Here is a 26,133-nt window from a genome sequence, read left to right as displayed (position 1 = left end):
GAGAAATCATCGGTGAACCGGTGTCAGGGACCGATTCACCACCCCTGGTGCACCACACAGCGGGAGCCGCATTCCTATGATGGGCGGACGACACCGCGGGCCGCTGCGACCAGGCAGTCCGTTCTCGGTGCAGATGCGGCGCAATGGTGGTGGAGGGGTCGATGACTCAGGGGGCCGGTCAGGGACCCGATGTGCGGACGGCGACGCTGCGCGACTTCCGCGTACCGGCGTACGTCCATGAGACGACCGGTCCCGCCGAGGTGAGCCCCGCGCCCCCGGGCCCCGGACCGGCACCGGCCCCGGCTCCGGGGGAGGTGCCGGACGACGGCTACACCCCGACCCAGCGCGACCTGCCGGTCATCGGCCGCCGCGGTGACACGGTCCAGGTGCAGGTCATGCCGGATCCCCCGCAGCCGAGGCCCGGCGACCAGCACGGCCCGCTGTTCGTCGTGGGCGACGTGCACGGCTATCTGGACGAGCTCCTCGCGGCCCTCCAGGAACAGGGCCTCATCGACGCCGAGGGCAACTGGGCGGCGGGCAACGCGCGCCTGTGGTTCCTCGGCGACTTCACCGACCGCGGGCCCGACGGCATCGGCGTCATCGACCTCGTGATGCGCCTGTCCGCCGAGGCGGCCGCCGCCGGCGGCTACTGCAAGGCCCTCATGGGCAACCACGAGCTGCTCCTGCTCGGCGCCAAGCGCTTCGGCGACACCCCCGTCAACTCCGGCGCGGGCACCGCCACCTTCCAGGCCGCCTGGCTGCTCAACGGCGGCCAGAAGACCGACATGGAGCGTCTGGAGGACCACCACCTGCAGTGGATGGCCCGGCTGGACGCGATGGAGGAGGCCGACGGTCACCTCCTGGTGCACTCCGACACGACCGCCTATCTGGATTACGGCGACTCGATCGAGGCGGTGAACGACACCATCCGCGAGACCCTCACGCGCAACGACGCCGACGAGTGCTGGGACCTCTTCCGCAAGTTCACCAAGCGCTTCGCCTTCCGCGACGAGTCCGGCCCGGCGGCCGTGCGCGAGCTCCTGGACATGTACGGCGGCACCCGCATCGTCCATGGTCACAGCCCCATCCCCTACCTCCTCGGAGACGTCGGCTCCGAGGACGAGTCGGACGGCGGCGGCCCGGTCATCGAGGGCCCGCACGTCTACGCCGACGGCCTGGCCATCGCCATGGACGGCGGAGTGACCATGGCCGGAAAACTACTGGTCTGCCAACTCCCCCTGGGTATCTGAGCGTTCCCCGGGCAGGCGCCCCTTTACCGGACCGCGTCGCCCAGGGGGAGAATTCTGGAAACCCCCTGTCAACGCGTGCCGTCACGGCTCTACCATCGGCTTATCCGTAGCAGGCTCCCCTCCGTTTCTGCCCGACGGCTCGTAGCCATGCGAGCCTTAGCCCTACGGAGCATCGGGGGATGCACATGAACAGCGCTCCACACCTGCTCAATGAGGACCGCCCCGAGTACGAGCGGATCCTCGACGAGGCGCTGCGCACCGCACCTGACCGTCCTGAACTCGCCGCAGTGGGCCGGCGGCTCAACACCGAACAACTGCGCACCATGGCCCTGAACGCGACAGCGCTGATCACGGCCGCCGCCGCGGCCGAGTACGCGCACTACGTGAAGGTTCGCGAGGAGGCGCGCGCACCTCGACCGTCCTCCACCTCGATCCGCGAAGGGAGCGGACACAGCACCGCGGAGTCCGGCTCCGGCGGCATAGGCCTCGCCACCACGATGGGCGAGGTCACCGAACCGGCGGCCACGGCGGGAGCCGGCGCGATCGCCGTCGTCGCGGTCCTCGCGCCCGTCCTCGCGGGGGCGGCCGCCGCGATCTTCCTGCTCGTCGGCTACATCCTGAAGATGCTCAACCCCGAGCCCGCCTTCGCGGACACCATGCTCACCGCGGGATGGGTCTTCGGCGCGCTGACGGCCGCGGGCATCCTGATCGCCGCGGTCGGGCTCCTCCTGACGGCCCTGCGCAACGGCTCCACCTCCCTGCAGGCGGGCCCGCACGGCGAGCTGCACGAGGAGGTGGCCCGGGCCAGACAGGCATGGAGCGTGGCGCTCCTGGAACAGGGCCTCGTGCCGTTCCTGCGGGCGGCCCTGGCGGATCCCGGGGCGGCGCCCGCCGCCCGCACGCCCTCACAGGTCCCCGGCGACCGGTCCGCCGGCCGCATGCCCCAACTCGGCTACCACCGCCCGGGCTTCAGCAGCCCGGACGGCGGCAGGGCGCCGGGGTCGCGACCGAGCTACTCCAGCCCGGACTTCTCCAGCCCGGACTTCGGCGGGCCCGATCACAAGCCGGAGTAGGCCGGGGAGTCCGCAGAGCCGATCCGGCGCTCTGCGGACACCCCGCCCGTGGGGCGCGCTCAGTCGGCGATCGGCAGATAGACCCGGTTGCCCGCCGCGGCGAACTCCTTGGACTTCTGCTCCATGCCCGCCTCGATGTCGTCCTGCTCCAGGTCACCGCCGTGCCGACGGCGGATGTCCTGGGAGATCTTCATCGAGCAGAACTTCGGCCCGCACATCGAGCAGAAGTGCGCCGTCTTCGCGGGCTCGGCCGGCAGCGTCTCGTCGTGGAACTCCCGCGCCGTGACCGGGTCCAGGGCGAGATTGAACTGATCCTCCCAGCGGAACTCGAAGCGCGCGTCCGAGAGCGCGTCGTCCCAGGCCTGCGCGCCCGGGTGCCCCTTGGCGAGGTCCGCCGCGTGCGCCGCGATCTTGTACGTGATGACGCCGGTCTTCACGTCGTCGCGGTTGGGCAGTCCCAGGTGCTCCTTGGGCGTGACGTAGCAGAGCATGGCCGTGCCCCACCAGCCGATCATCGCGGCCCCGATGCCGGAGGTGATGTGGTCGTAGGCGGGCGCGATGTCGGTGGTCAGCGGGCCGAGCGTGTAGAACGGCGCCTCCTCGCAGATCTCCTGCTGCAGGTCGATGTTCTCCTTGATCTTGTGCATCGGGACGTGCCCGGGGCCCTCGATCATCGTCTGCACGTTGTGCCGCTTGGCGATCGTGTTGAGTTCGCCGAGCGTGCGCAGCTCCGCGAACTGCGCCTCGTCGTTGGCGTCCGCGATGGAACCGGGCCGCAGACCGTCGCCGAGCGAGTACGTCACGTCGTACGCGGCGAGGATCTCGCACAGCTCCTCGAAGTGCTCGTAGAGGAAGCTCTCCTTGTGGTGCGCGAGGCACCAGGCGGCCATGATCGAACCGCCGCGCGAGACGATGCCGGTCTTGCGGCGCGCGGTCAGCGGCACATACGGCAGGCGCACGCCCGCGTGCACCGTCATGTAGTCCACGCCCTGCTCGGCCTGTTCGATGACCGTGTCCTTGTAGATCTCCCAGGTCAGCTCCTCGGCCTTGCCGTCGACCTTCTCCAGGGCCTGGTAGAGCGGCACGGTGCCGATGGGCACGGGGGAGTTGCGCAGCACCCACTCGCGGGTGGTGTGGATGTTGCGGCCGGTGGAGAGGTCCATGACCGTGTCGGCGCCCCACTGGGTCGCCCAGGTCATCTTGTCCACCTCCTCCTCGATGGAGGAGGTGACCGCGGAATTGCCGATGTTGGCGTTCACCTTCACCAGGAACTTCTTGCCGATGATCATCGGCTCGATCTCCGGGTGGTTGACGTTGGCCGGGATCACGGCACGGCCCGCCGCGACCTCCTCCCGCACGATCTCGGGGTCCATGTTCTCGCGGATCCCGATGAACTCCATCTCGGGCGTGATCTCCCCGCGCCGGGCGTACGCGAGCTGCGTCACCGCCTGACCCGGGCGGCCGCGGCGCGGCTGGCGGGGGCGGCCGGGGAAGACCGCGTCGAGGTTCCGCAGCCCGCCGCGGGGCGAGGTGTGCTTGATGCCGTCGTCCTCGGGGCGGAGCGGACGGCCCACGTACTCCTCGGTGTCGCCGCGGGCGATGATCCAGTTCTCCCGCAGCGGGGGCAGCCCGCGACGGACGTCGGTCTCGGCCGACGGGTCGGTGTACGGCCCCGACGTGTCGTACAACGTGACGGCCTTGCCGTTGGTGAGGTGCACCTGGCGGACCGGCACCCGCAGGTCGGGGCGCGAGCCCTCGACATACGCCTTGTGCCAGCCGATGGACTTCCCGGCCTCGTCGCGCTGGTTCCAGACCTGGTCCTGGCCCTTGTCCTGGGCCTGGTCCTGACTCTGGTCCCGCGTCGAGGCAGGCGTGCGTGCGTCCGATGTGGTCATGAGACCTACTCCCTACGCCGGCATTACCCGGTAACAGGTTCGGCGGTCGACGCAGCGGATCCCGTACGGCTCGTGCACATCTCGTGCCGCTTCGTACGGAGGTCAGCGCCCTCTCAGCCCGGTGCTCCGAGCTCCCGCGATTGCAAAGGTGGCTCCACGCTAGCGTCATGTCGGCCGCGCTGAACAGAGGGCCCCCTCCGTTCTTGCGATGATCGGGCCGTGACCACCACACCCCCGCCGCCGCCTCCCCACTCCCGACCGCCCCACTCGGGCCCGCCGGACCCCGGCCCTGGCCCCGGGCACGCACGCGGCCAAGGCCACGGCCACGGGCCCGCACTTGGGCACGAACCGGTGCCCGGACCCGCGCCCGCACCCGGGCACGTACAGGGCGGCGAGCCGGGCAAGGGGCACGGCGGGCACGACGGCGGGCCTGGGCACGGCGGCGGGCATGGAGGGCATGGGCACGGCGGCGGGCACGGGCACGGCGGGCACTCGCACAGCCACGGCCCGGCCGCGCCCGTCTCCCAGCATCTGCGCAAGGTCATCGCCGCGGTGCTGATTCCCTTCGCCGCCGCGGTCGTCGTCGGGCTCGTCGTGCTCTGGCCGGGTGGTACGCCCTCGCACGAGCGGACGGGAGTCGGCTTCGACCGGCAGACGCAATCGGCGAAGGTCACCAAGGTGCAGAAGCTGCCCTGCAAGGACCTCAACCCCTCGCAGACCCCGCCCAACGGCGACACCTCCACCGCCGAGGGCCAGTCCGCCCAGTCCCGTGCGAGCGGCACCTGCAAGAAGGCGCTGATCGAGGTCTCCGTCGGCAAGGACAAGGGCCGCACGTTCACCGAGATCATCCAGCCGGACTCGGCCCGCCAACTGCACCAGGGCCAAGAGGTGGTGGTCGCCTACGAGCCCAAGGCACCCGAGGGGCTCCAGTACTCGGTCACCGATGTGAACCGCAAGATGCCCATGGCGCTGCTCGCCGGCATCTTCGCGCTGGCGGTCGTCGTGGTGGGCCGGTTGCGCGGCGCGATGGCCCTGGTCGCACTCGCCGTCAGCTTCCTGGTCCTCACCTTCTTCATCCTGCCGGCCATCCTCCAGGGCTCGAACCCGCTGGTCGTGGCCGTGATCGGGGCGAGCGCCATCATGCTGGTCGCGCTCTATCTCTGCCACGGGCTCACGGCCCGTACGTCCGTCGCGGTGCTCGGCACGCTCATCTCGCTCCTCCTGATCGGCCTGTTGGGCTCCCTGTTCATCGGCTGGGCCGCGCTGACCGGCAACACGGACGACAACACCGGTCTCATCCACGGCCTCTACCCGTCCATCGACATGAGCGGCCTGCTGCTCGCGGGCGTCATCATCGGCTCCCTCGGCGTCCTCGACGACGTGACGGTCACCCAGACCTCGGCGGTCTGGGAACTGCACCAGGCCAACCCGGCCATGGGCTGGCGCGGCCTCTACCGCGCGGGCATCCGTATCGGCCGCGACCACATCGCGTCCGTCGTCAACACCCTCGTCCTCGCTTACGCGGGTGCCGCGCTGCCTCTGCTGCTGCTCTTCTCGATCGCGCAGTCCAGCGTGGGCACGGTCGCCAACAGCGAGTTGGTCGCCGAGGAGATCGTGCGCACCCTGATCGGCTCGATCGGCCTGGTCGCCTCGGTGCCGGTAACGACCGCGCTGGCCGCCCTGGTCGTCTCCGCCGACCGCTCGTCCGGCCCCCTCATCCCGGCCCCGGCCACCGGTACGCCGGCCCCACGCTCCTCCCGAGGCGGAAAGGGACGCCGCCGCAAGGCCTGACGCCGGCAAATGCACCAATCTGCCATGCGTGTCGACCCGTTGGCATGTTGGTCCGTTGGCTTGGTCCGTTGGCCCGTTGGCCGCCGGCGGTCAGCCCGCGTTCTGCTCCTCCGCCAGGATCCGGTCGAGCGCCTCGTCGAGGTGCGCCTCGAAGTCGGCGAGGGCTCGCTCCTGCCCGATCGGCACCAGCTTGTCCGTGCGGTCCAGGAAGGCGAGCAGTGGTGGGATCCCCACCCGGAACAGCGCCTGGTCCTCGCCGACCTGAAGCCTGATCAGGGCCTCGTCCAGCGTCTCGGGATCGGTGGGTTCGATGCGCACGTCCCCCACCCCGCACGGCCTGACCACCCCGTCGATCAGCAGCTCCCGCCCGAAGGCCCAGGTCACCGGGGCGTCGCCGGGCAGGTGGAAGGTCAGCCGCACGGCATAAGGATCTTCGGTCTCATAGCGCAACTCCACGGGGATACGAAACGACAGCTCCTCGGAAACAAGGAAGCTCATCATGACTTCTGCCTGAACCGACTCGTCCATTGCGCTCTACCCCGTCACATAGCCCTCGAGTGGCCAGGAACCCACTTCCTGACGCTCCTGGCATCTTGCTGAACGTACACACCTGATCACAAGGAGTGAGTTTTCAGATGCTGATAGAGAAGGCGAGTGTCCCTAGCAGTTTCCCGATCTCCCGCTGCAATCTCTCTGCGGCGGGCATCAGGCGGGCCGCCTGGGTGGCGGGCACGGAGATGGCCAGGGTCGCCGCGGTGTTCCCCGCCAGGATCGGAACGGCGGCACAGACCGTCCCGAGCGCGTACTCCTGGCGCTCCACGACCGGACGCATGCGCTCCATGGCGTCGAGCCGACGCAGGAACGTGCGGTCGTCCCGGACCGAGTACCGCGTGATCGACCGCACCGGATAGCGGTGGAGGTGGTCCTGCCGCGCCTCTGCGTCCAGTTGGGACAGGAGGCATTGGCCGATGGCGTGGGCATGGCCCGTCTCGCGGAAGTCGGCCCACTCCTCGACGGCCGGATTACCCGGGGTGTCCGAGACCGCGATGACCTCGATCTCGCCCTCCCGGTACACGGCGAAGTACACCGGCACTCCGATGGCATCACGGCAGTGCGCGAGGGCCTCACCGATCATGCCGCGACGATTCTGCTGCGCCGCGCCGCCGCTGAGTCGCTCGACCGCCTCGCCGAGCACGAACACTCCTTTCTCCCGGCGCAGATAACCCTCATGGGTCAACGTGCGCAGCAAGTGGTAGGCCGTGGGGAGGGCCAGGCCCGCCTCCCGGGCCAACTGCTTGGCGGGTGCCCCGTACTGATGGGACGCGGCGGCTTCCAGCAACCGCATCGCCCGCTGCACCGAGCCGATGAGGGTGGGTGTGCCGGCGGTGGCGTTCGGTGCGGTGGAGATGCCGCCCGGCGAAGTGGAGGTGTCGACTGCGGCCAAGGTTCACTCCCGAAGCGCGTGGGGGGAGCCGTCCGTGCCCGGAGAAACACGGGTGGGCAGTGCGCCCGTACGCGAGGAAGCGGCCCCCGCGTCGGTTTTCGGACTCTAACCCTTGGCCACCGCTGCACGGCCGTCTGCCGGGAAACTTCCCCCGGCCGAGGGAACCGTTTCGAAAAGTCGCCCCTCGGCGGTAGTCGCCTTGGCGGCGACCACTCGGCGTTCAGCCGACCCCGGTGGGAGTCAGCTCAGCGTGCGCGGCTCACCAATCGGTGCGGGACGAGGAGCCGGATATGAACTTCCGTACGACATAGATGAGTCCGCCGACCAGGGCAACGAAGAGCAGCGCCTTGAAGAGCAGGCCGACGACGAACCCGACAACGGTCGCTATCACGCCGCCGAACACGACCAGGGCGATGACGGGCACGGCCACCCACTTCACCCACCACGGCATTCCCGCGAAAATCTCCTTCACTGCCATCGTCCTTACCTCTCTCGGCGCACATCGCATCGGCGCGGGTTTCCGAATGTCCGTGGACTCCCGACTTCTTGCATTCGATGCTAGGGCGCCGAAGAGCTCTGCGGGGACCGCGCAGCCCTTGTCCTCCCCTGATCCGACCCTGAGAGAACCCCGAGGTCGCGACCCTGAAGAGGGCCGGCTTCAGAGAGGGATCAGGCCTCTCGGGACCAGCCCTCCCGGCGTCGGGCCCGTCGGCTCCGGGTCCCTCGGCGCCGGGTCCCTCAGCGTCGGCCCCCTCGGCGTCGGGCCTCTCGAGGTCAGGCCTCGGGCGGGGAGAAGACGACCAGGACCCGCAGGTCCTCGCTGATGTGGTGGAACTTGTGGGCGACGCCCGCCGGGACGTAGACGACGCTGCCGCGCGCGACCGCCGTCGTCTCCATGCCGACCGTGATCGAGGCACGGCCGCTGACGACCATGTACACCTCGTCCTGTGCGTGCGGCTGCTGCGGATCGGTCGCGCCGGCGTCGAGCGCGTAGAGCCCGACCGACATGTTCCGCTCCCGCAGAAACTGCAGATACGCGCCGTCGTTCGCCGCGCGCTCCGCCTCCAGCTCATCCAGTCGGAATGCCTTCATCGCCCTTGTACGCCCCTCGCTGGTGCTCACCCCGCGGTGTTCCGCCGGTGCTCGTGACCCGGCCGTTCCCGGTCCGGGTCTGCCACGATCAGACACATGAAGAATTTCGTAGTCAAGACGATCGCCAACGCCGCGGCCCTGGCCGTCGCCGTGTGGCTGCTCGACAAGATCACCCTGACCGGCGACAGCACCGGCAAGAAGGTCGGCACGCTGATCGTCGTCGCTCTGCTTTTCGGGCTGGTGAACTTCCTGGTCAAGCCGGTGGTGAAGGTGCTCACCTTCCCCCTGTTCATCCTGACGCTCGGCCTGATCACCCTCGTGGTCAACGCCCTGATGCTGCTGCTCACCTCGTGGCTGGCCGACAAGTTCGACGTCAGCTTCCACGTGGAGGGCTTCTGGACGGCCGTTCTGGGCGGCCTGATCATCTCGATCGTCTCCTGGGCCATGAACATGCTCCTCCCGGACGAGGACTGAGCGGCATGACGGACTCCGCACCCGTGGGCGGCTGCGGCGGTGGCCCCTCGGGCGGCACCGCCGGCGCCCCCCACGGCACACCCGACCACCCCGAGCGCATAGGTGACGGCACGCGGGCCGTCCGGGCCGGGCTGCCCGAGCCGGTGAAGCACGAACCCACGCTTCCGGGTCCCGTCTTCGCCGCGCACTTCCACCTGCCCGGCGACCCCACTGGCGGCTACGCCTACGCCCGAGACGAGAACCCCACCTGGACGCACCTGGAGCGCGCCATCGGCGAGCTGGAGGCCCCGGGAGCCGGTGAGGACGTCGAGACGCTCGTCTTCGCCTCCGGGATGGCCGCGATTTCGGCGGTGCTGTTCTCGCAGCTGCGCGCCGGGGACGCGGTGGTCCTGCCGGACGACGGCTACCAGGTGCTGCCGCTGGTCCGCGAGCAGCTCACGGCGTACGGCATCGAGGTGCGGACCGCCCCGACCGGGGGCGACGCGCAGCTCGACGTTCTGGACGGCGCCAAGCTGCTGTGGATCGAGACGCCGTCCAACCCGGGGCTCGACGTCTGCGACGTGCGCCACCTCGCGGCAGCGGCACGCGCGCGTGGCGCCCTTGTCGCGGTCGACAACACCCTGGCCACGCCGCTCGGCCAGCGGCCCCTTGAGCTGGGCGCCGACTTCGCGGTGGCGAGCGGCACGAAGATGCTCACCGGCCACGGCGACATCCTTCTGGGGTACGTCGCCTGCCGTGACGCGGAACTGACCGCTTCCGTACGGCGCTGGCGCAAGATCGTCGGGGCGATCCCGGGGCCGATGGAGGCCTGGCTCGCGCATCGCTCCCTCGCCACGCTCCACCTGCGTGCCGACCGGCAGAACGCGAACGCGCTGGCCCTCGCCGAGGCCCTGCGGAGCCGCCCCGAGGTCACGGGGCTGCGCTATCCCGGCCTGCCCGACGACCCCTCTTACCCGATCGCCTCGCGGCAGATGTGGCGCTTCGGGTGCGTGGTGTCCTTCACGCTGCCCACCCGCGAGCGTGCCGAGCGCTTCCTGGAGGCGCTGCGGCTCGTCGACGACGCGACGAGTTTCGGCGGTGTGCGGTCCACGGCCGAGCGGCGCCGGCGCTGGGGCGGCGACAACGTCCCGGAGGGCTTCATCCGCTTCTCCGCAGGTGCCGAGGACACCGCTGACCTGGTGGCCGACGTACTCCACGCGCTGGACGAATCCGCCGGGTGAACGCTGCGGCGGCCGCAGGCAGCGAACGGTCCGAGCCTCCCCCCTCGTGGCTCGGACCGTTCCGGTTCCGCTTGCGAAGAACCGCGCGAACCAGGCTAGTTGACTCTGTGTCAGTGTCCAATCACTGTAGCGACAGAGACCTATCGACATATTTATAGTTGAGCGCCCCGAGGGTCACGAAGGAGAGGGCGTCGCCATGGACCTGGCCCTGCTGCGCACGTTTGTGACGGTGCACCGGGCCGGCTCCTTCACCCGTGCCGCCGCGCTGCTCGGACTCTCCCAGCCGGCCGTCACCTCCCAGATCCGCACCCTGGAGCGGCAACTGGGCCGCCCCCTTTTCCTGCGCCAGGCCCGCGGCGTCACGCCCACGACCATCGGCGATGAACTCGCCCACAAGGCCGCCCCGCATCTGGACGCCCTCGTGGAGATCGCGGAGACCGGACTCGACGAGGACTCGTCGGTGCGCACGCTCCATCTCGCGGGTCCCCCTGAGTTCACCGCGGAACGGGCCCTGCCCGCGCTCACCACCCTCACCGGCCAGGACAGTCACCGTTACGCGCTGCGCGCCTCGTTCGGCACCGCCGACGAAGTCCTGGAGGGACTCGCGGCCGGACACCACGATCTGGCCCTCACCACGGCCCGGCCCCGGGGCGGGCTGCTCGCCGCGACTCCGCTCTGCGACGAGGAGCACGTGCTGGTCGCCGGGAAGAACTGGGCCGCCCGCATCGGCCCCGGCAAGCTACGCCGAAAGGGCGCGCTGCCACTGGAGAACCTGCCGGTGGTCGAGGTGCACGAGACACTGCCGTTCGTCTCTCGCTACTGGGCCGCCGTCTTCGACACCCGCCCTGCCGCGGCCGGCGCCGTCATCGTGCCGGACCTGCGCGCGGTCCTCGCGTGCGCGGCCTCGGGCGCCGGTCTCGCCGTGCTGCCCCGCTATCTGTGCGCCGACGCGTTGGCCCATGGCGATGTCGTGGCCCTCCTGGAGCCCGCCGTGCCGCCGCTGCGCACCTACTTCCTGGTGGTGCGCACGGGCACGCTCGCCATGCCGCACATGGCGCGGGCGCACGAATGGCTGCTGCGGGCCGCCGTTCACTGGGCTTGATGGCCGCGTCCAGCGGTTCGCGATGTTTCACGTGGAACAGTCCGGGCCACATTCCTCCCATGACCGTCCGACCCGTGGTCAAGCGCACCGCACGCGCCGTCCTGCTGGACGGCGACGACCTGATCCTGATCAAGCGGACCAAGCCTGGTGTCGATCCGTACTGGGTCACCCCCGGCGGCGGCGTGGAGCCGGAGGACGCCACCGTCATCGACGCGCTCCACCGTGAGGTGCACGAGGAACTCGGTGCGAAGGTCATCGACGTCGTGCCGTGCTTCGTCGACACCGTGGAGCACATCGGTGAGGACGGCGGCGCGACCGGTGTGAAGGTGCAGCACTTCTTCGTCTGCCGCCTGGAGTCCATGGACACCGGCCTGCGGCACGGCCCCGAGGTCGAGGAGCCGTGCGGCGAGTACGAGATCGTGCGGGTGCCCTTCACCCGCGTCGGCATCGCCTCGGTCCATCTCGTACCGCTGTCGCTGCGGCACTACCTGGACGGCAATATCGAGGGCGTACGCGCGATGCACGCCCCCGACCTGGGTTAGTCCCGGGCCGCCGCCACCAATTCCTCGACCGAGTCGTGGCGGATCCGCCCCTCGGGGACGCCCGCGTCCCGCAGGGCGTCCCGGCCACTGCGGATCATGCCGGGCGGTCCCGAGAGGTAGGCGTCGTACTCGTCCCAGGGGCCGTACTCGCGCACGGCGTCCGGCAGATGGGACCGCTGGTCCACGATGGGGCGCACGGCGAGCCAGGGGTGGGCCTGCTGCAACCGCAGCATGGTGTCGATGTCGTACAGATCGTGATCGGTGCGGGCGCCGTAGAAGACGTCCACCGGTCGGCGTCTACCGTGCTCGGCGACATCTTCGACCAGGGCCTTGATGGGCGCGATGCCCGTGCCGCCGCCCAGGCAAAGAAGGCCGCTGTCGGTGGTGTGGTCGACGGTCATCGACCCCGCGGGCGGACCCAGCCGCAGTACGTCGCCGGGCCGGGCGTGGTGCACCAGGGCGTTGGAGACCCAGCCGGCCGGGACCGCCTTGACGTGGAAGGACAGCAGTCCGTCGGAGCGAGGCGCCGACGCGAAGGAGTAGTGCCGCCATATCCGCGGCCACCACGGGGTCTCCAGGCTGGTGTACTGCCCCGCGAGGAAGGGGTAGGGCTGGTCCGGGCGGACCGTGACCACGGCTATGTCGGGGGTCCTGAGGTCATGGGCGACGACCTCGGCGAACCACCAGGCGGGGGCGCGCAGTTCGTCTTCCGCGGCAGCGTCGATCATCACCTGGGAGATCGTCGTGTACGTCCGGACCCAGGCGGCCTCGGTCTCCTCGTCCCAGACCGCGCTCGCGTACCGGCTCAGGGAACCGATCAGGCATTCGCCGACGGCCGGGTAGTGCTCGGGCCGGGTGCCGTACTTGCGGTGACCGCGGCCGAGGTTCTTCAGATACGAGACGAGCACGTCGGTGCGGTCGATGTTCTCGGCCGCCGTCAGCAGCGCCTTGAGGAGACGGTCCCGCTGCGTGTCCATCGCCGCGGGGAACAGGGGGCGCAGATCCGGGTGGCGGGTGAAGAGCAGTGCGTAGAAGTACGAGGTGACCTGGTCGGCGACGGGACCGATCTCGGCCATCGTGCGCTGGACCAGAGCTGCGTCGGGGGACACCGGTACGGACGGCTTGGCCAGCTTGGACGACTGGGCGAGCGCCTCGGCCTCGGGCTCCGCGGCGGCCGGCGGGGCGCTCTGCGGGTCAGCGGCTCCGGGAGCGTGCTGCGGGCCAGGGTCTTCGGGAGCGTGCTGCGGGCCAGGGTCTTCGGGAGCGTGCTGCGGGCCAGGGTCTTCGGGAGCGTGCCGCGGGTCGTCCGCCGCTGCCGGGGCGTGCTGCGGGTCAGCGGCTTCCGGAGCGTGCTGCGTGCCGGTCGTCGCCGTGTGCTGCGGAACGCCCGCTGCCGGGGCGAATCGGGGTTGAGCAGCTTGCGGGGCAGGGTGCGGCTGGGCCGCTTGTGGAGCGGGATGCGGCTGGGCCGCGGGCGGGGCGGACCGCTGTCGGGTGGCCTGGGCGGGCATTCGCGGCGTGGTGTCCACGGCCTGGGCCTGCTCCGGATCCGCAGGAGCGGTCGCCAGTGCCTGGGCCGTCCGGGAGCCCGACGCGGCGGATATTCGCTCGTCCACCGGAGCCGCGGTGTGAGATCCGGTGGGGGCCCCGGAGTAGGACGCGCCGAGGCTCGCCTCCTCGGCCCTGCCCAAGGGATGTATCGACGCCGGTCGGCGCACCTCCGCGGCTTCAGGCCCCTCGGCGCCGGGCCGCTGCTGGGGCCCGTCCTCCGTCCGCTTCGGCGGCCTGCGCGGCGTGAACCAGCCGCTCCCGCCGCCGGAAGTGCCGTCGTCCGCCGACGGGGTGGTCGGAGCGTCCATACTGTGCCTCGCCTCGAACATCTCTCGGTCGGTCTGTGCACTTCCTGTCGGAAGCCGTGCGCTTTCCTCGCTCTGCCTCGATGGCTGATCCGGCCACATTGAACCCCGGACACCCGGACCCTACGGACAAGTAGGGAAAGAATGTGACATTGGCCGCAGCCTGCTCACCGCAGCATCCCATCCACCGCCGCCGCGTCGCTGCATAACAGGAAGAACCGGGTCGGGATCTTCCTGCCGCATTAGGCTTCATCGACCTGCGCGCGCGGCCCGCAGGTGTGAGGTAGCCCACCCGGCGCGAACCGGAGTCGACCATACCGGCAGCCGCGCGACATACAAGTCCCCTGCCCTGCCTCGGCAATTCAACGCCGACGCCTTCCCGTGGCCGCAATCACCCGATGCGCCGGATCAATTCGTCCACCTTGCGCAGGTCCCGCCCGAGATGGGAGCAGGCGCCGAGGCCCGGGAGCGAAGAGGTGGAGGAGCGCCATGTAAGCCGAGGCTAGTACCCGCGGTTACCCCTGCTGCCAGACACCCCCGACCAGCGCGGTTGGCACCGTGTTTCACGTGAAACCAAGCCGTCCTGCCCGTCGGACCACGCGGTCAGGGACAGCGTGATGAGAAGCGACGTGCTTCTGCCCACAAACGGGTGGACGCCGAGGACGAACGTCAGACAGCCTGACCCGAGTGTCGACACCTTCCCTCTCCGCACTGCCCATCCGCCGGCTCACCCCACGCGACCTCACCTCCTGCGCCGATCTGTCCGAGGACCGGGGCTGGCCCCGCGAGGAACACAAGTGGGGTCTCCTGCTGAGGGCCGGGACGGGTTACGGCATCGACGACCCCGACGGCGAAGGCCTCATCGGCGTCTTCGTGGTGACCCGGTACGGCCCGCAGGAGCGCCCCGACCTCGCAGCGATCGGCATGGTCCTCGTCGCCGAGCGGTACGCCCGCCGGGGCATCGGTCGCCGTTTGATGCAGTACGCCGTCGAACAGGAGGCCCCGGTCCCGTTGACCCTCCACGCGACACCTCATGGCCGGCCCCTCTACGAGCAGCTCGGCTTCAAGGTGATCGGCCGTGCGGAGATGGTCTGCGGCCGCCTCGTGCCCTCGGGTCCGCTTCCCGGCATCGCCACCCGGCCGGCCACCGCGGAGGACCTGACCGCCATCCTCCGGCTCGACACCGACGTCTTCGGCCACGACCGGACCCATGTCATCGCCCGACTTCCCGCCTTCACCGATCAGCTTCGTGTCGCGGAGGTCGGCGGCGAGATCATCGGCTATGCGGGCGCCTGGCCGAACATGGAGACGCATGTCGTCGGCCCTCTCATCGCCCGCGACACACAGACCGCGAAAGCACTCATCGCCTCACTCGGCGCGCACACCGATCGGCCGCTGCGCACCGACATCGACGTACGACATGAAGAGCTCCTGGCCTGGGTGAAGGAGAGCGGTCTCGAACCGGTCGCCTTCAACGCCGTGATGGCCTACGGCATGCCGGAGCTGCCCGGCGACTGGACCCGACGCTTCGCGCCTTTGACGGTGGCGGCCGGCTGACACGGAACGACCCACGGCACGCGGAACACGCGTAGGCCCGTCCCTCCGCGCCAACAGTCTTTCGGCGCCCGGGACGGGCCTACGCACGTATATGCGTTACGCGAGGGCCTCCACCGCCGTCGTCGCGAAGCCGTGGTCCTGCTCGGGCGCACCGCCGCCCACGCCGATCGCGCCGATCAGACGGCCGTCGCGGTGCACCGGCACGCCGCCCGCGATGAAGAGGAGGGGGCGGTCGAGCGCGGTGGGCAGGGTGTGGAAGGGGCCGCCGGGCTGGACCGCGTCGACCAGGTCGGCGGTCGGGGCGTTCAGCTGGAGGGCGGTGTAGGCCTTGCGGGTGCTGGTCTCGCCGGAGATCAGCACGGCCCGGTCGTCGCGCCGGAAGGCCAGGAGGTGGCCGCCCGCGTCGAGGACGGTGACGCTGACGGTGACATCGGCCGCCTCGGCGGCGCGGCGTGCGGCGGTGACGAGCGCTTCGGCGTCCTCGATGGTCAGCGGGCTGACGGCGTGGGTGGCGGTGGTGCTCATGAGGGGAGGTCTCCTTGCGGGGTGGTGCGGGGGAGGTGAGGCGTGCGAGGGACGAAGGTCAGTGGTGGACGGGTGTGGCCTCGACAGGGGCCTTCCCGGCCGCGACGAGGCTCGGGTGCGTCACGGCGGTACGGCGCTCCAGTGCCGCCGAGACGACGGCCAGGACGAGAGCGGATCCGGCGAGGGCGGCTCCGACCCAGTTCGGGGCGGTGTATCCGAGGCCCGCGGCGATGACGATGCCGCCGAGCCAGGCCGAGAGCGCGTTGCCGAGGTTGAACGCGCCGATGTTGACGGCCGAGGCCAGGGTGGGGGCGCCGGAGGCCTGGTCGAGGACGCGCTTCTGCAGCGGCGGAACGGTCGCGAATCCGAGGGCGCCGATCAGCGCGACGGTCACGGCGGCCGCGACCTTGTTGTGGGCGGTGAGGGTGAAGAGCGCCAGCACGACGGCCAGGGAGCCCAGTGAGACGTAGAGGAGCGGCATTAGGGCCCGGTCGGCGAACTTCCCGCCGATGAGGTTGCCGGCCACCATGCCGAGGCCGAAGAGGACGAGCAGCCACGTGACGGAGGAGTCCGCGTAGCCGGCGACGTCGGTCATCATCGGCGCCAGGTAGGTGACGGCGGCGAACACTCCGCCGAAGCCGAGGACGGTCATGGCCATGGCCAGCAGCACCTGGACGTTGCGGAAGGCCGCCAGTTCGTGGCGGAGGCGCACGCCTTCGGGCTTGGGCAGGTCGGGGACCAGCTTGGCGACGCCCGCGAGGCCGACGACACCGAGCGCCGCGACGATCGTGAAGGTCATCCGCCAGCCGAGCGTCTGCCCGACGAAGGTGCCGAGCGGCACGCCCACCACGTTGGCCACGGTCAGGCCGGTGAACATCATGGCGATCGCGCCGGCCTTCTTCTCGGGGGCGACCAGTTCGGCCGCGACGACCGAGCCGATGCCGAAGAAGGCGCCATGGGCGAGGGAGGCGACGACACGGCCGGCGAGCATCACCCCGAAGACGGGGGCGACGGCGGAGAGGAGATTGCCCGCGATGAACAGGCCCATCAGCAGCATCAGCATCCGCTTGCGCGAGATCTTGGTGCCGAGAACGGTCATCAGTGGTGCTCCGAGGACGACGCCCAGGGCATAGCCGGTGACGAGGAAACCGGCCGTGGGGATGGAGACGCCGAAGTCACCGGCGACCTCGGGGAGCAGTCCCATGATCACGAACTCGGTGGTGCCGATCCCGAAGGCCCCGATCGCGAGGGCCAGGAGCGCGAGAGGCATGGATCTACCTTCCAAACGATTGCAGGTGCGCTTAACGTGCGTCCACAATAGTTGCAGACGCGGGTTAATTGCAAACGCCAGATATTGCACTTGTGGACTACCCTGAGTCGTAGCCACTCGGGGACGGAGGAGACTAGAGCCATGACAGCGACGGACCCCGCACTCACCGCCCTCGCGCAGGGCTGGTGCGCGCTCTCCCTGCTCCACGGACAGATCGAGACCCACATCGAGCGCGCTCTCCAGGCCGAGCACGGGCTGAGCGCGCGGGAGTACTCCCTGCTCGACGTCCTTAGCCGCCAGCACGACGGTGAGGGTGGCCATCTGCAGATGAAGCAGGTCGCGGACGCCGTGGTGCTCAGCCAGAGCGCCACCACCCGCCTGGTCACCCGGCTCGAGGATCGCGGGCTGCTCGCCCGCTATCTGTGCCCCACCGACCGCCGGGGCATCTACACCGACGTGAGCGAAGCCGGCCTCGCGCTGCTCGACGAGGCCCGCCCGACCAACGACGCCGCCCTGCGCGAGGCGCTCGGCGAGGCCGCGCGGAACCCGCAACTCGCCCCCCTGGTCAGGGCCGTCGAAACGCTCCGCGTGCCCGCCTAGGCGCGGTGACGGACGCGACCTGCGGCGGAAGCCCCTCCCCGGTGACGGCAGCCCCGCATAGGCTGCCGCCATGGGAGACCTTGAGATACGCCCGGCCGTCACCGATGACCTGCCCGCCATCGTGGAGATGCTCGCGGACGACCCGCTGGGTGCCACGCGTGAGTCGCCGGACGACCTGACTCCGTACACCACCGCGTTCCGGCGCCTGGCCGATGACCCGAATCAGCACCTGGTCGTCGCCGTACGCGAGGGACGCGTGGTCGGCACCCTCCAGCTCACGATCGTCCCGGGTCTCTCGCGGAAGGGGGCGACCCGGTCGATCATCGAGGGGGTGCGCGTCCATGCCGACGAACGCGGCAGCGGGCTCGGCACCCGGTTCATCGAGTGGGCCGTCGACGAATCCCGGCGACAGGGTTGCCAGTTGGTGCAGCTGACCTCCGACGTCACGCGCATCGACGCCCACCGTTTCTACGAGCGACTCGGGTTCACGGCGTCACACGTCGGGTTCAAGCTCCAGCTCTGAAAGTCCGTCGAGACGTCGTTTCACGTGAAACATGCCGTCTCTAGAAACCGCGCCACCCCTGCGGGTCCACCCCGCCGGGCACGGGTGCTCCCTCGTCGTAGGGCTCCCGGGTGAAGACGAACGACCCCAGGTCGAGATGGCTCACCGAGCCGTCTCCCCGTCGCACCGCCCGGAGCAGCTCCCCCGCGTAATAGCCGTCCAGCCCCAGCCACGTGCCGTCACCATGCGGCCGGAAGCGCGCTCGGCGTCCCGCGCCCGTCAGCGGGCCGATCTCGACCCCGCCGTCGTTCACCAGCCGCAGTGCGAGCACCTGAGTGCCCCAGTACCAAGGGCCAGTCAGCTCCAGAACCTTCTCGTCGACTTCCGGGAGAGGGCGCCACGGCTCCGGAATGCGCGGCTCGGCCTCGGCGACGATCTTCACCAGGTCGGCGGCCACAGCCGCCACCAGGGGCCCGGAGGTGCAGTTGGCGAGAACCACCGCCGCCAGCCCCTCCCGCTCGCTGACCCACAGTCCGGCCAGGAAGCCCGGGAGCGACCCCGTGTGCCCGGCCAGGCTGAGCCCCTCCCAACGCAGCAGATCCATGCCCAGGCCATACGTCCGCTCCCAGTTGTCCGCCTGGGAGGGCGCCGACGGGGTCCGCATCTCCCGCAGTGACTCCGCACCGAGCACCCGCTCGTCGCCCTTGACCAGAAAACAGGCGAAGCGCGCCAGGTCCGCCGTCGTGGACCACAGCTGGCCCGCTGGCGCCATCAGTCCCAGGTCCTCGAGGGGCTCCGGCATCATCACGTCCGCCCAGGGATGCACGGCCCAGCCGCCCGCATGGGGTGCCTCGGGCCGCGCGCTCGTACGGTCGAGGCCCAGAGGCTCCAGGATCTCGCGGCGCAGCACCTCCTCCCAGGAGGCCCCCCGCAGCGCCTCCACGAGCGAACCGAGCAGGGTGTAGCCGGGGTTGGAGTAGTGAAAACGACGTCCGACGGGGTGCTTGAAGGGCTGCTCGCCCAGCACATCGGTGAGGTTGGGGCGCGTCGATCCAGGCGTGCGCTCCCACCACTCACCCGGTGTCTCGGCAGCCAGTCCACCGGTGTGCGCGAGGAGTTCGGCGATCGTGGCCTCGCCCGCGCCGGTCCCCGGCAGGTGCTTCTCCAATGTGTCGCCCAGGTCCAGCACCCCCTCGTCCCGCAGCCGCATCACCAGTACCGCAGTGAAGGTCTTGGTGATCGACCCGATGCGGTACTGGACGTTCTCATCCGGCGCGTGCCCGTCGACCATGCTGCGTCCGCCGCTCCACACCAACTCGCCGTCCCGGGCGACCGAGGCCATCAGCGACGGGGCCCGGCCCTCTGCCTGGGCGGTGGCGATGCGGTGCAGCAGGGCTCGACGGGTGGTGGGGAGCAGTTCTTCATGAGGCGTTGTCATGGGACCAGTTCATCGGGGGGATACCGATACGTCGAGCGGATTCATGGGGAGGTCAGCGCGTCGCCGTCGCCGTCGGTGTCGGCGTGGGTACCAGGGGCCGGGTCGAGATCGCAGGCGGGGCCGGAGTCAGGGACACCGACGCGGCGACCAAGCTGTGGGACATCTCCTGTGAGCTGACCGGTCTCGCCTGAGCAGCTTGCCTCCGCTAGGCGGGCAGAGGCTCGGCATGGTCCAGGAGGCGGATGAGCAGCCCCACGAACTGATCGCGTTCCTCCGGGCTCAGCGGCGTGAGCAGTACGTCGTGCAGGTCGTCCAGGACGTGGTCGAGGCGGAGCAGATGACGGCGCCCCGAGGCGGAGATCGTGATGACGTTGCGGCGCCGGTCGGCGGGATCCGGGGCGCGCTCGACCAGGCGCCGTTCGACCAGTTCGTTGAGCACGCCGACCATGTCGCTGCAGTAGATGCCGGTGCGGCCGCTCAACGCCGCCTGGCTGCCCGGGCCGTCCTCCTCCAGTGCGGCGAGTACGGCGTAATGCCACTTGCGGGCGTCCGCCCGGGCCAGCCCTTCGTTGATCAGCCGGTCCGACCGCGCGGTCAGCTGCGACAGGAGCCGGCTGGCACGCCGCCGCAGCCTGTCGGGCGTCCTCGGTGTGCCGTCATGGGACTGGTCCGCAGCTTCGGCACTGGTCATGGCGCCCATCTCAATCTTTACGTTAGTTCGACTAACGATGTACGTTCGAGCGAGAACGTCAGTGGCACAGACGTCCGTCGCGGGACCTCAGCGTAGAGCGAGCGACCGTTGATGGAAATCGAGCGCATCCCACGCAGATCGAGTGAAACCGACGGAAGGAAGCTCTTGCCCATCAAGAACCTGCGGATCCCCACCCCGGACGGCCAGGCCGACGCGTTCGCCGCCTTCCCCGACGACGGCACGCGGCATCCCGGAGTGCTCATGTACGCCGACGCCTTGGGCATCCGGCCCGTCCTGCGGGAGCTCGCCGGTGAACTGGCCGGGCACGGCTACTACGTACTCGTCCCCAACCTCTTCTACCGGCACGGCACAGCGCCCCTGACCGAACTTCCCGAGTACATCGGCGAAGAGGTCCGCCCCATGGTCCTGGCCGAGCTGATGCCGTTGGTCAATGCGCACACCGCCGAACGCGCCCTGATGGACGCCGACGCCTACCTCAGCTTCCTCGCCGCCCAGCCGGAGGTCGCCCCCGGCCCCGTCGCGGTGACCGGCTACTGCTTCGGCGGCCTCCTGGCGACGCGCACCGCCGTGGCCCACCCCGACGAGGTGGCCGCCCTCGCCGCGTTCCACGCCCCCGTGAGCGCCGACGGCACCGATGTGTTCTCCAAGCTCACCGCCCAGGTCCACTTCGGCCACGCCGAGACCGACCTCACGCCCGAGGCCCTGGCCGAGCTCAACGTCGCTCTGGACACCGCGGGCGTCAACCACACCTCCGAGATCTACCCCGGCACCGCCCACGGTTTCACCATGTCCGACACATCGGCCTTCAGCCCGAGCGGCATGCAACGCCACTGGGACCGCCTGCTCCCCCTCCTCGCCCGCACCCTGCCCACACACTGAGCCCCGCCGCCCCGACGAGGCGGCACGCACGCTGCCCGGTGTGGGCCCCCGCGGGGGGGGGCGGGTCGGCTCTGATCAGGTCTGCGCCATGTCCACGAAGCGCGAGTAATGGCCCTGGAAGGCAACCGTGATGGTCGCCGTCGGGCCGTTACGGTGCTTGCCCACGATGATGTCCGCCTCGCCCGCGCGGGGCGACTCCTTCTCGTACGCGTCCTCGCGGTGCAGCAGGATCACCATGTCCGCGTCCTGCTCGATCGAGCCGGACTCACGCAGGTCGGAGACCATGGGCTTCTTGTCGGTGCGCTGCTCGGGGCCACGGTTCAGCTGGGAGAGCGCGATCACCGGCAGCTCCAGCTCCTTGGCCAGGAGCTTCAGGTTTCGCGACATGTCCGAGACCTCCTGCTGCCGGCTCTCGGCCCGCTTGGAGCCGCCGGACTGCATCAGCTGCAGATAGTCGATGACGACGAGCTTCAGGTCGTTGCGCTGCTTGAGGCGCCGGCACTTGGCGCGGATCTCCATCATCGACAGGTTGGGGGAGTCGTCGATGTAGAGCGGGGCGGCCGAGACGTCCGGCATGCGGCGGGCGAGCCGGGTCCAGTCCTCGTCGGTCATCGTGCCCGACCGCATGTGGTGCAGCGCCACGCGTGCCTCGGCGGACAGCAGACGCATCGCGATCTCGTTGCGCCCCATTTCGAGCGAGAAGATCACGCTCGGCATGTTGTGCTTGATCGAACAGGCCCGCGCGAAGTCCAGCGCGAGCGTGGACTTACCCATCGCGGGCCGCGCCGCGATGATGATCATCTGTCCGGGGTGCAGCCCGTTGGTGAGCTGGTCGAGGTCGGTGAAGCCGGTCGGTACACCGGTCATCTCCCCCGACCGTGAACCGATCGCCTCGATCTCGTCGAGGGCGCCCTCCATGATGTCGCCGAGGGGGAGGTAGTCCTCGGTGGTGCGCTGCTCGGTGACGGCGTAGATCTCCGCCTGGGCGCTGTTGACGATCTCGTCGACGTCACCGTCGGCCGCGTAACCCATCTGGGTGATGCGGGTGCCCGCCTCGACGAGTCGCCGCAACACCGCGCGCTCGTGAACGATCTCCGCGTAGTACTCGGCGTTCGCCGCGGTCGGGACTGTCTGGACCAGCGTGTGCAGATACGACGCGCCGCCGACCTTGGTGATCTCGCCGCGCTTGGTCAGATCGGCCGCGACGGTGATCGGGTCGGCCGGCTCACCCTTCGCGTACAGGTCGAGGATCGAGGCGTAGATCGTCTCGTGCGCGGGCCGGTAGAAGTCGTGCCCCTTGAGCACCTCCACGACGTCGGCGATGGCGTCCTTGGAGAGCAGCATGCCGCCCAGGACCGACTGCTCCGCGTCGAGATCCTGCGGGGGGACACGCTCGAAGGACGAACCTCCCCCGTCCCAGCCGCCCTCCCGGCCGCGCTCGTGCTGCTCGTCACGGCCCCTGCCGCTGTCACGGCGCTGACGGGAGACAGGCAGACGGTCACTGGGACCGCTGTCGGCCCAGGGGTCGTCCAAAGGCTCGGAAATACTCACCGGGCCACCTCCTCCCGTCCGCCGCGCGGACCTAGCCGTGCCCCTCTTACTTACGGCACGACACTGACAAACAAGGGGGCCCAACTCCGGTTCTGACGCGTCGGTTTTACCGGGTTTCCGAGGTCGTACGACGAGGCGGGCGCCGGACCACGGTAGGCCCGCGGGCACCGTCAGCCAATCTGGTTATCCACAGGTGGTGTGGATGACGGGCCCGATGCTGTGGAGAACTCCGCGAAACCTGTGCACGGCCCGGTGGACAGCCCTGTGAACAAGCCCTCAGACCCTGCGCGCCAGCGCCGCTGACCTGCGGTTTTCCCATCCACCGGCTGTGCAGAAGAAAAACTTTTCCCAGCGGGCCAAGATCACGACAAACGGCGCGTCACCGAGCCTCCACTACCTGTCGAAGTAAGGGTCTCTGGAGGATTGCATCTCTTACCTGTGGAAGATTAGATTGGTGTCCATGACACAGGCCCCCCTCGCGCCCAAGGCCGACCGGCGACGACACGACCGGGAGATCATCGCGCTCGCCGTCCCCGCCTTCGGCGCACTGGTCGCCGAGCCCCTCTTCGTGCTCGCCGACAGCGCCATCGTCGGCCACCTCGGCACCGCGCAACTGGCCGGCCTCGGCATCGCCTCGGGTCTCCTCACCACCGCGGTGAGCGTCTTCGTCTTCCTCGCCTACGCCACCACCGCCGCGGTCGCCCGCAGGGTGGGCGCCGGCGATCTCCCCGCCGCCATCCGCCAGGGCATGGACGGCATCTGGCTCGCCCTGCTGCTGGGCGCCGCCGTCATCGCCGTCGCCATGCCCACCGCACCGGTGGTCGTGGACGCCTTCGGCACCTCGGACGCCGCCGCCGGATACGCGATCACCTATCTGCGGATCTCATCCCTGGGCATCCCCGCCATGCTCGTCGTCCTCGCTGCCACCGGCGTGCTGCGAGGCCTCCAGGACACGAAGACGCCCCTCTACGTCGCGGTCGGCGGCTTCGTCGCCAACGCCGCCCTCAACGTGGGCCTGGTCTACGGCGCCGGCCTGGGCATCGCCGGTTCGGCCTGGGGAACCGTCATCGCGCAGTGCGGCATGGTCGCGGTGTACCTCTTCGTCGTCGTACGCGGAGCCCGACGGCATGGCGCATCGCTCCGTCCCGATGCCGCCGGGATCCGGGCCTGCGCCCAGGCAGGGGCGCCGCTCCTGGTCCGCACGCTCTCCCTGCGGGCCATCCTCATGCTCGCCACCGCCGTAGCGGCGCGCCTGGGTGACGCGGAGGTCGCCGCTCACCAGATCGCTCTCTCCCTGTGGAATTTTCTGGCCTTCGCGCTGGATGCCATCGCCATCGCGGGACAGGCGATCATCGCCCGCTATCTCGGCGCCGGTGACGCCGAGGGCGCCCGCGCGGTCTGCCGGCGCATGGTGCAGTGGGGTATCGCCGCGGGAGTGGGCCTGGGACTGCTGGTCGTGCTCGCGCGGCCCGTGTTCATCCCGCTCTTCACGGGCGACGCCGCGGTCCGGGACGCCGCACTGCCCGCACTCATGGTCGTGGCACTCGCCCAGCCGATCTGCGGCATCGTCTTCGTCCTCGACGGAGTGCTGATGGGGGCCGGCGACGGGCCCTACCTCGCCTGGGCGATGCTGCTCACGCTGGCCGCCTTCACTCCGGTCGCCCTGCTGGTACCGGTCCTCGGCGGCGGGCTGACCGCGGTGTGGGGAGCCATGACGCTGATGATGCTGGTACGGATGCTGACCCTGTGGCTGCGCTCCCGCTCCGGCCGCTGGATCGTCACGGGCGCCACCCGCTGAACGCCCCGCTGTTCCACGTGAAACAGCGGAGGGCGTCACGTGAGACAGCGGACGGCGTTTCACGTGAAACAGCCGACGGCGATTCACCTGGGACGACGGAAGGCGTTTCACGTGGAACAACGGACGGCAAAGGGGCCGCACCCATCGGGTGCGGCCCCTTCACTCAGTCTTGCCAAGCGGAACGCTTAGGCGGAGACGACCTCGACGTTGACCTTCGCGGCCACCTCGGGGTGCAGACGCACGGACGTCGCGTGGGCGCCCAGGGTCTTGATCGGCGAGCCCAGCTCGACACGACGCTTGTCGATCTTCGGACCACCGGCAGCTTCGATCGCCGAAGCGACGTCGGCCGGGGTGACGGAACCGAAGAGACGACCGGCGTCGCCGGAGCGGACGGCCAGGCGGACCTTGACGGCCTCGAGCTGGGCCTTGATCTCGTTGGCCTGCTCGATCGTCGCGATCTCGTGGATCTTGCGAGCACGACGGATCTGCTCGACGTCCTTCTCGCCACCCTTGGTCCAGCGGATCGCGAAGTTCCGCGGGATCAGGTAGTTGCGGGCGTAGCCGTCCTTGACGTCTACGACCTCGCCGGCGGCACCGAGGCCGGAGACCTCGTGGGTGAGGATGATCTTCATTAGTCGGTCACCCTTCCCTTATCGCGCGGTGGACGTGTAGGGCAGCAGCGCCATCTCACGGCTGTTCTTGACGGCCGTGGCGACGTCACGCTGGTGCTGCGTGCAGTTGCCGGTCACGCGGCGGGCACGGATCTTGCCGCGGTCGGAAATGAACTTCCGCAGCATGTTCGTGTCCTTGTAGTCCACGTACGTGACCTTGTCCTTGCAGAAAGCGCAGACCTTCTTCTTAGGCTTGCGCACAGGCGGCTTCGCCATGGTGTTTCTCCTGTGTGATCAAGAAGTGTGGGTACGGCCCACCCTCGGCCCGAAGGCCCAAAGCCCTGGGGCTTAGAAGGGGGGCTCGTCCGAGTAGCCGCCACCGGAGCCGCCGGAGCTTCCGCCCCAGCCGCCACCGCCGCCGCCCTGCTGCTGACCGCCGCCGGCAGGCGCACCGGTCGCCCAGGGGTCGTCGGCGGGAGCACCGCCGCCACCCTGCTGCTGACCGCCACCGGAGCCACCGCCCCAGCTGCCGCCCTGCTGGCCGCCGCCACCGCCGCCGCCATAACCGCCCTGGCCGCCTCGACCGGTGGTCTTGGTGACCTTGGCCGTGGCGTTCTTCAGGCTGGCGCCGACTTCCTCGACGTCCAACTCGTAGACCGTGCGCTTGATGCCCTCACGGTCCTCGTAGGACCGCTGCTTCAGTCGGCCCTGCACGATGACGCGCATGCCTCGCTGGAGCGACTCCGCGACGTTCTCCGCCGCCTGACGCCAGACCGAGCAGGTCAGGAACAGGCCTTCGCCGTCCTTCCACTCATTGGTCTGCTTGTCAAAGATGCGGGGGGTGGACGCGACACGGAACTTCGCGACCGCCGCACCGGAGGGGGTGAAGCGCAGCTCGGGGTCGTCGACAAGATTGCCGACGACCGTGATGACGGTCTCGCCTGCCATGGG

General features: G+C 69.9%; 26 protein-coding genes. 12 read left to right on the top strand and 14 right to left on the bottom strand.

Annotated elements, in window-relative coordinates:
- Positions 1 to 146 precede the first annotated feature (146 nt).
- A complete protein-coding gene (locus ACZ516_RS20495; protein WP_467465324.1) occupies positions 147 to 1,250 on the top strand; it encodes a metallophosphoesterase in 1,104 nt (367 codons plus the stop codon).
- Between the two features lie 179 nt (positions 1,251 to 1,429).
- The gene (locus ACZ516_RS20490) at positions 1,430 to 2,323 is read left to right on the top strand and encodes a hypothetical protein (protein WP_469011285.1); all 894 of its coding nucleotides are present in this window, start codon (positions 1,430 to 1,432) and stop codon (positions 2,321 to 2,323) included.
- Between the two features lie 59 nt (positions 2,324 to 2,382).
- On the opposite strand, the gene thiC is transcribed toward ACZ516_RS20490, so the two are convergent.
- On the bottom strand, positions 2,383 to 4,218 hold the full coding sequence (thiC, locus tag ACZ516_RS20485; protein WP_358697414.1) for a phosphomethylpyrimidine synthase ThiC: 1,836 nt from the start codon (positions 4,216 to 4,218) through the stop codon (positions 2,383 to 2,385).
- A 219-nt stretch (positions 4,219 to 4,437) separates the two neighbouring features.
- Between thiC and ACZ516_RS20480 the strand changes: the two genes are divergently transcribed.
- Positions 4,438 to 6,009 (top strand): YibE/F family protein, encoded by a 1,572-nt coding sequence (locus ACZ516_RS20480; RefSeq protein ID WP_469011284.1) that lies wholly within the window; start codon positions 4,438 to 4,440, stop codon positions 6,007 to 6,009.
- A gap of 90 nt (positions 6,010 to 6,099) precedes the next feature.
- Here the strand turns inward: ACZ516_RS20480 and ACZ516_RS20475 are convergent, their stop codons facing one another.
- The 4 genes from ACZ516_RS20475 to ACZ516_RS20460 form a co-directional block, all read right to left on the bottom strand.
- Positions 6,100 to 6,537, bottom strand: a complete 438-nt coding sequence (locus ACZ516_RS20475) for an SsgA family sporulation/cell division regulator (RefSeq protein ID WP_469011283.1) — start codon at positions 6,535 to 6,537, stop codon at positions 6,100 to 6,102.
- A 103-nt stretch (positions 6,538 to 6,640) separates the two neighbouring features.
- Positions 6,641 to 7,366, bottom strand: a complete 726-nt coding sequence (locus ACZ516_RS20470) for an IclR family transcriptional regulator (protein WP_467465323.1) — start codon at positions 7,364 to 7,366, stop codon at positions 6,641 to 6,643.
- A 346-nt stretch (positions 7,367 to 7,712) separates the two neighbouring features.
- The gene (locus tag ACZ516_RS20465) at positions 7,713 to 7,925 is read right to left on the bottom strand and encodes a DUF5326 family protein (protein ID WP_358578221.1); all 213 of its coding nucleotides are present in this window, start codon (positions 7,923 to 7,925) and stop codon (positions 7,713 to 7,715) included.
- 302 nt (positions 7,926 to 8,227) lie between these two features.
- The gene (locus ACZ516_RS20460) at positions 8,228 to 8,545 is read right to left on the bottom strand and encodes a cupin domain-containing protein (protein WP_358578193.1); all 318 of its coding nucleotides are present in this window, start codon (positions 8,543 to 8,545) and stop codon (positions 8,228 to 8,230) included.
- 96 nt (positions 8,546 to 8,641) lie between these two features.
- On the opposite strand from ACZ516_RS20460, the gene ACZ516_RS20455 reads away from it, so the two are divergent.
- From ACZ516_RS20455 to ACZ516_RS20440, 4 genes are all read left to right on the top strand, one after another.
- On the top strand, positions 8,642 to 9,019 hold the full coding sequence (locus ACZ516_RS20455) for a phage holin family protein (protein ID WP_358578190.1): 378 nt from the start codon (positions 8,642 to 8,644) through the stop codon (positions 9,017 to 9,019).
- A 5-nt stretch (positions 9,020 to 9,024) separates the two neighbouring features.
- A complete protein-coding gene (locus ACZ516_RS20450) occupies positions 9,025 to 10,239 on the top strand; it encodes a cystathionine gamma-lyase (protein WP_469011282.1) in 1,215 nt (404 codons plus the stop codon).
- A 196-nt stretch (positions 10,240 to 10,435) separates the two neighbouring features.
- Positions 10,436 to 11,341, top strand: coding sequence for a LysR family transcriptional regulator (locus tag ACZ516_RS20445; protein WP_469011281.1), 906 nt, complete (start codon positions 10,436 to 10,438; stop codon positions 11,339 to 11,341).
- Positions 11,342 to 11,400: 59 nt separating this feature from the next.
- The gene (locus ACZ516_RS20440) at positions 11,401 to 11,883 is read left to right on the top strand and encodes an NUDIX hydrolase (RefSeq protein WP_358578182.1); all 483 of its coding nucleotides are present in this window, start codon (positions 11,401 to 11,403) and stop codon (positions 11,881 to 11,883) included.
- Here ACZ516_RS20440 and ACZ516_RS20435 read toward each other — a convergent pair.
- Positions 11,880 to 13,394, bottom strand: a complete 1,515-nt coding sequence (locus tag ACZ516_RS20435) for a globin domain-containing protein (protein WP_469011360.1) — start codon at positions 13,392 to 13,394, stop codon at positions 11,880 to 11,882. The genes ACZ516_RS20440 and ACZ516_RS20435 overlap by 4 nt on opposite strands.
- A 1,032-nt stretch (positions 13,395 to 14,426) precedes the next feature.
- Between ACZ516_RS20435 and ACZ516_RS20430 the strand changes: the two genes are divergently transcribed.
- Entirely contained in the window at positions 14,427 to 15,296 is an 870-nt protein-coding gene (locus tag ACZ516_RS20430; protein WP_469011280.1) for a GNAT family N-acetyltransferase, read from the top strand.
- A 96-nt stretch (positions 15,297 to 15,392) separates the two neighbouring features.
- Here the strand turns inward: ACZ516_RS20430 and ACZ516_RS20425 are convergent, their stop codons facing one another.
- Both ACZ516_RS20425 and ACZ516_RS20420 read right to left on the bottom strand, forming a co-directional pair.
- Positions 15,393 to 15,821: a GlcG/HbpS family heme-binding protein gene (locus ACZ516_RS20425; RefSeq protein ID WP_358578173.1), complete on the bottom strand. Its 429-nt coding sequence runs from the start codon at positions 15,819 to 15,821 to the stop codon at positions 15,393 to 15,395.
- A 58-nt stretch (positions 15,822 to 15,879) separates the two neighbouring features.
- Positions 15,880 to 17,091: an MFS transporter gene (locus ACZ516_RS20420; protein WP_361081193.1), complete on the bottom strand. Its 1,212-nt coding sequence runs from the start codon at positions 17,089 to 17,091 to the stop codon at positions 15,880 to 15,882.
- Positions 17,092 to 17,232: 141 nt separating this feature from the next.
- Between ACZ516_RS20420 and ACZ516_RS20415 the strand changes: the two genes are divergently transcribed.
- Entirely contained in the window at positions 17,233 to 17,691 is a 459-nt protein-coding gene (locus ACZ516_RS20415; RefSeq protein ID WP_469011279.1) for a MarR family winged helix-turn-helix transcriptional regulator, read from the top strand.
- 70 nt (positions 17,692 to 17,761) lie between these two features.
- Positions 17,762 to 18,214 carry a GNAT family N-acetyltransferase gene (locus ACZ516_RS20410; protein ID WP_469011278.1) on the top strand — a complete coding sequence of 151 codons (453 nt, stop codon included), beginning with the start codon at positions 17,762 to 17,764 and terminating at the stop codon, positions 18,212 to 18,214.
- 40 nt (positions 18,215 to 18,254) lie between these two features.
- On the opposite strand, the gene ACZ516_RS20405 is transcribed toward ACZ516_RS20410, so the two are convergent.
- Both ACZ516_RS20405 and ACZ516_RS20400 read right to left on the bottom strand, forming a co-directional pair.
- A complete protein-coding gene (locus ACZ516_RS20405) occupies positions 18,255 to 19,631 on the bottom strand; it encodes a serine hydrolase domain-containing protein (RefSeq protein WP_469011277.1) in 1,377 nt (458 codons plus the stop codon).
- A gap of 205 nt (positions 19,632 to 19,836) precedes the next feature.
- Complete coding sequence (locus tag ACZ516_RS20400) at positions 19,837 to 20,322, bottom strand: MarR family winged helix-turn-helix transcriptional regulator (RefSeq protein WP_469011276.1); 486 nt, start codon at positions 20,320 to 20,322, stop codon at positions 19,837 to 19,839.
- Between the two features lie 165 nt (positions 20,323 to 20,487).
- Here ACZ516_RS20400 and ACZ516_RS20395 point away from each other — a divergent pair, with 165 nt between their 5' ends.
- Positions 20,488 to 21,222, top strand: a complete 735-nt coding sequence (locus ACZ516_RS20395; RefSeq protein ID WP_469011275.1) for a dienelactone hydrolase family protein — start codon at positions 20,488 to 20,490, stop codon at positions 21,220 to 21,222.
- A 75-nt stretch (positions 21,223 to 21,297) separates the two neighbouring features.
- On the opposite strand, the gene dnaB is transcribed toward ACZ516_RS20395, so the two are convergent.
- Positions 21,298 to 22,773 (bottom strand): replicative DNA helicase, encoded by a 1,476-nt coding sequence (gene dnaB / locus ACZ516_RS20390; protein WP_358578155.1) that lies wholly within the window; start codon positions 22,771 to 22,773, stop codon positions 21,298 to 21,300.
- 460 nt (positions 22,774 to 23,233) lie between these two features.
- Here dnaB and ACZ516_RS20385 point away from each other — a divergent pair, with 460 nt between their 5' ends.
- Positions 23,234 to 24,571 carry an MATE family efflux transporter gene (locus tag ACZ516_RS20385; protein ID WP_358578152.1) on the top strand — a complete coding sequence of 446 codons (1,338 nt, stop codon included), beginning with the start codon at positions 23,234 to 23,236 and terminating at the stop codon, positions 24,569 to 24,571.
- A gap of 185 nt (positions 24,572 to 24,756) precedes the next feature.
- On the opposite strand, the gene rplI is transcribed toward ACZ516_RS20385, so the two are convergent.
- The 3 genes from rplI to ACZ516_RS20370 all read right to left on the bottom strand — a co-directional run bounded on the left by rplI (position 24,757) and on the right by ACZ516_RS20370 (position 26,130).
- Positions 24,757 to 25,203 (bottom strand): 50S ribosomal protein L9, encoded by a 447-nt coding sequence (gene rplI / locus ACZ516_RS20380; RefSeq protein ID WP_358578150.1) that lies wholly within the window; start codon positions 25,201 to 25,203, stop codon positions 24,757 to 24,759.
- A gap of 18 nt (positions 25,204 to 25,221) precedes the next feature.
- A complete protein-coding gene (gene rpsR, locus ACZ516_RS20375) occupies positions 25,222 to 25,458 on the bottom strand; it encodes a 30S ribosomal protein S18 (RefSeq protein ID WP_003949403.1) in 237 nt (78 codons plus the stop codon).
- Between the two features lie 72 nt (positions 25,459 to 25,530).
- Positions 25,531 to 26,130, bottom strand: a complete 600-nt coding sequence (locus tag ACZ516_RS20370) for a single-stranded DNA-binding protein (protein WP_358696506.1) — start codon at positions 26,128 to 26,130, stop codon at positions 25,531 to 25,533.
- Between the last annotated feature and the right edge of the window lie 3 nt (positions 26,131 to 26,133).

The organism is Streptomyces sp. NPDC034037 (assembly GCF_055575715.1).
The sequence above is the reverse complement of the archived record's forward strand: the minus strand, read 5'-3'. Positions and strand labels throughout refer to the sequence as shown.

Bases quoted from the DNA above. Each gene is read 5' to 3' on its own strand.
- ACZ516_RS20370 (WP_358696506.1), bottom strand. From the start codon at position 26,130: ATGGCAGGCGAGACCGTCATCACGGTCGTCGGCAATCTTGTCGACGAC.
- thiC (WP_358697414.1), bottom strand. From the start codon at position 4,218: ATGACCACATCGGACGCACGCACGCCTGCCTCGACGCGGGACCAGAGT.
- rplI (WP_358578150.1), bottom strand. From the start codon at position 25,203: ATGAAGATCATCCTCACCCACGAGGTCTCCGGCCTCGGTGCCGCCGGC.
- ACZ516_RS20435 (WP_469011360.1), bottom strand. From the start codon at position 13,394: ATGCCCGCCCAGGCCACCCGACAGCGGTCCGCCCCGCCCGCGGCCCAG.
- ACZ516_RS20420 (WP_361081193.1), bottom strand. From the start codon at position 17,091: ATGCCTCTCGCGCTCCTGGCCCTCGCGATCGGGGCCTTCGGGATCGGC.
- ACZ516_RS20455 (WP_358578190.1), top strand. From the start codon at position 8,642: ATGAAGAATTTCGTAGTCAAGACGATCGCCAACGCCGCGGCCCTGGCC.
- ACZ516_RS20410 (WP_469011278.1), top strand. From the start codon at position 17,762: ATGGGAGACCTTGAGATACGCCCGGCCGTCACCGATGACCTGCCCGCC.
- ACZ516_RS20400 (WP_469011276.1), bottom strand. From the start codon at position 20,322: ATGACCAGTGCCGAAGCTGCGGACCAGTCCCATGACGGCACACCGAGG.
- ACZ516_RS20385 (WP_358578152.1), top strand. From the start codon at position 23,234: ATGACACAGGCCCCCCTCGCGCCCAAGGCCGACCGGCGACGACACGAC.
- ACZ516_RS20445 (WP_469011281.1), top strand. From the start codon at position 10,436: ATGGACCTGGCCCTGCTGCGCACGTTTGTGACGGTGCACCGGGCCGGC.
- ACZ516_RS20415 (WP_469011279.1), top strand. From the start codon at position 17,233: ATGACAGCGACGGACCCCGCACTCACCGCCCTCGCGCAGGGCTGGTGC.
- ACZ516_RS20405 (WP_469011277.1), bottom strand. From the start codon at position 19,631: ATGACAACGCCTCATGAAGAACTGCTCCCCACCACCCGTCGAGCCCTG.
- ACZ516_RS20450 (WP_469011282.1), top strand. From the start codon at position 9,025: ATGACGGACTCCGCACCCGTGGGCGGCTGCGGCGGTGGCCCCTCGGGC.
- ACZ516_RS20475 (WP_469011283.1), bottom strand. From the start codon at position 6,537: ATGGACGAGTCGGTTCAGGCAGAAGTCATGATGAGCTTCCTTGTTTCC.
- rpsR (WP_003949403.1), bottom strand. From the start codon at position 25,458: ATGGCGAAGCCGCCTGTGCGCAAGCCTAAGAAGAAGGTCTGCGCTTTC.
- ACZ516_RS20425 (WP_358578173.1), bottom strand. From the start codon at position 15,821: ATGAGCACCACCGCCACCCACGCCGTCAGCCCGCTGACCATCGAGGAC.
- ACZ516_RS20460 (WP_358578193.1), bottom strand. From the start codon at position 8,545: ATGAAGGCATTCCGACTGGATGAGCTGGAGGCGGAGCGCGCGGCGAAC.
- ACZ516_RS20490 (WP_469011285.1), top strand. From the start codon at position 1,430: ATGCACATGAACAGCGCTCCACACCTGCTCAATGAGGACCGCCCCGAG.
- ACZ516_RS20440 (WP_358578182.1), top strand. From the start codon at position 11,401: ATGACCGTCCGACCCGTGGTCAAGCGCACCGCACGCGCCGTCCTGCTG.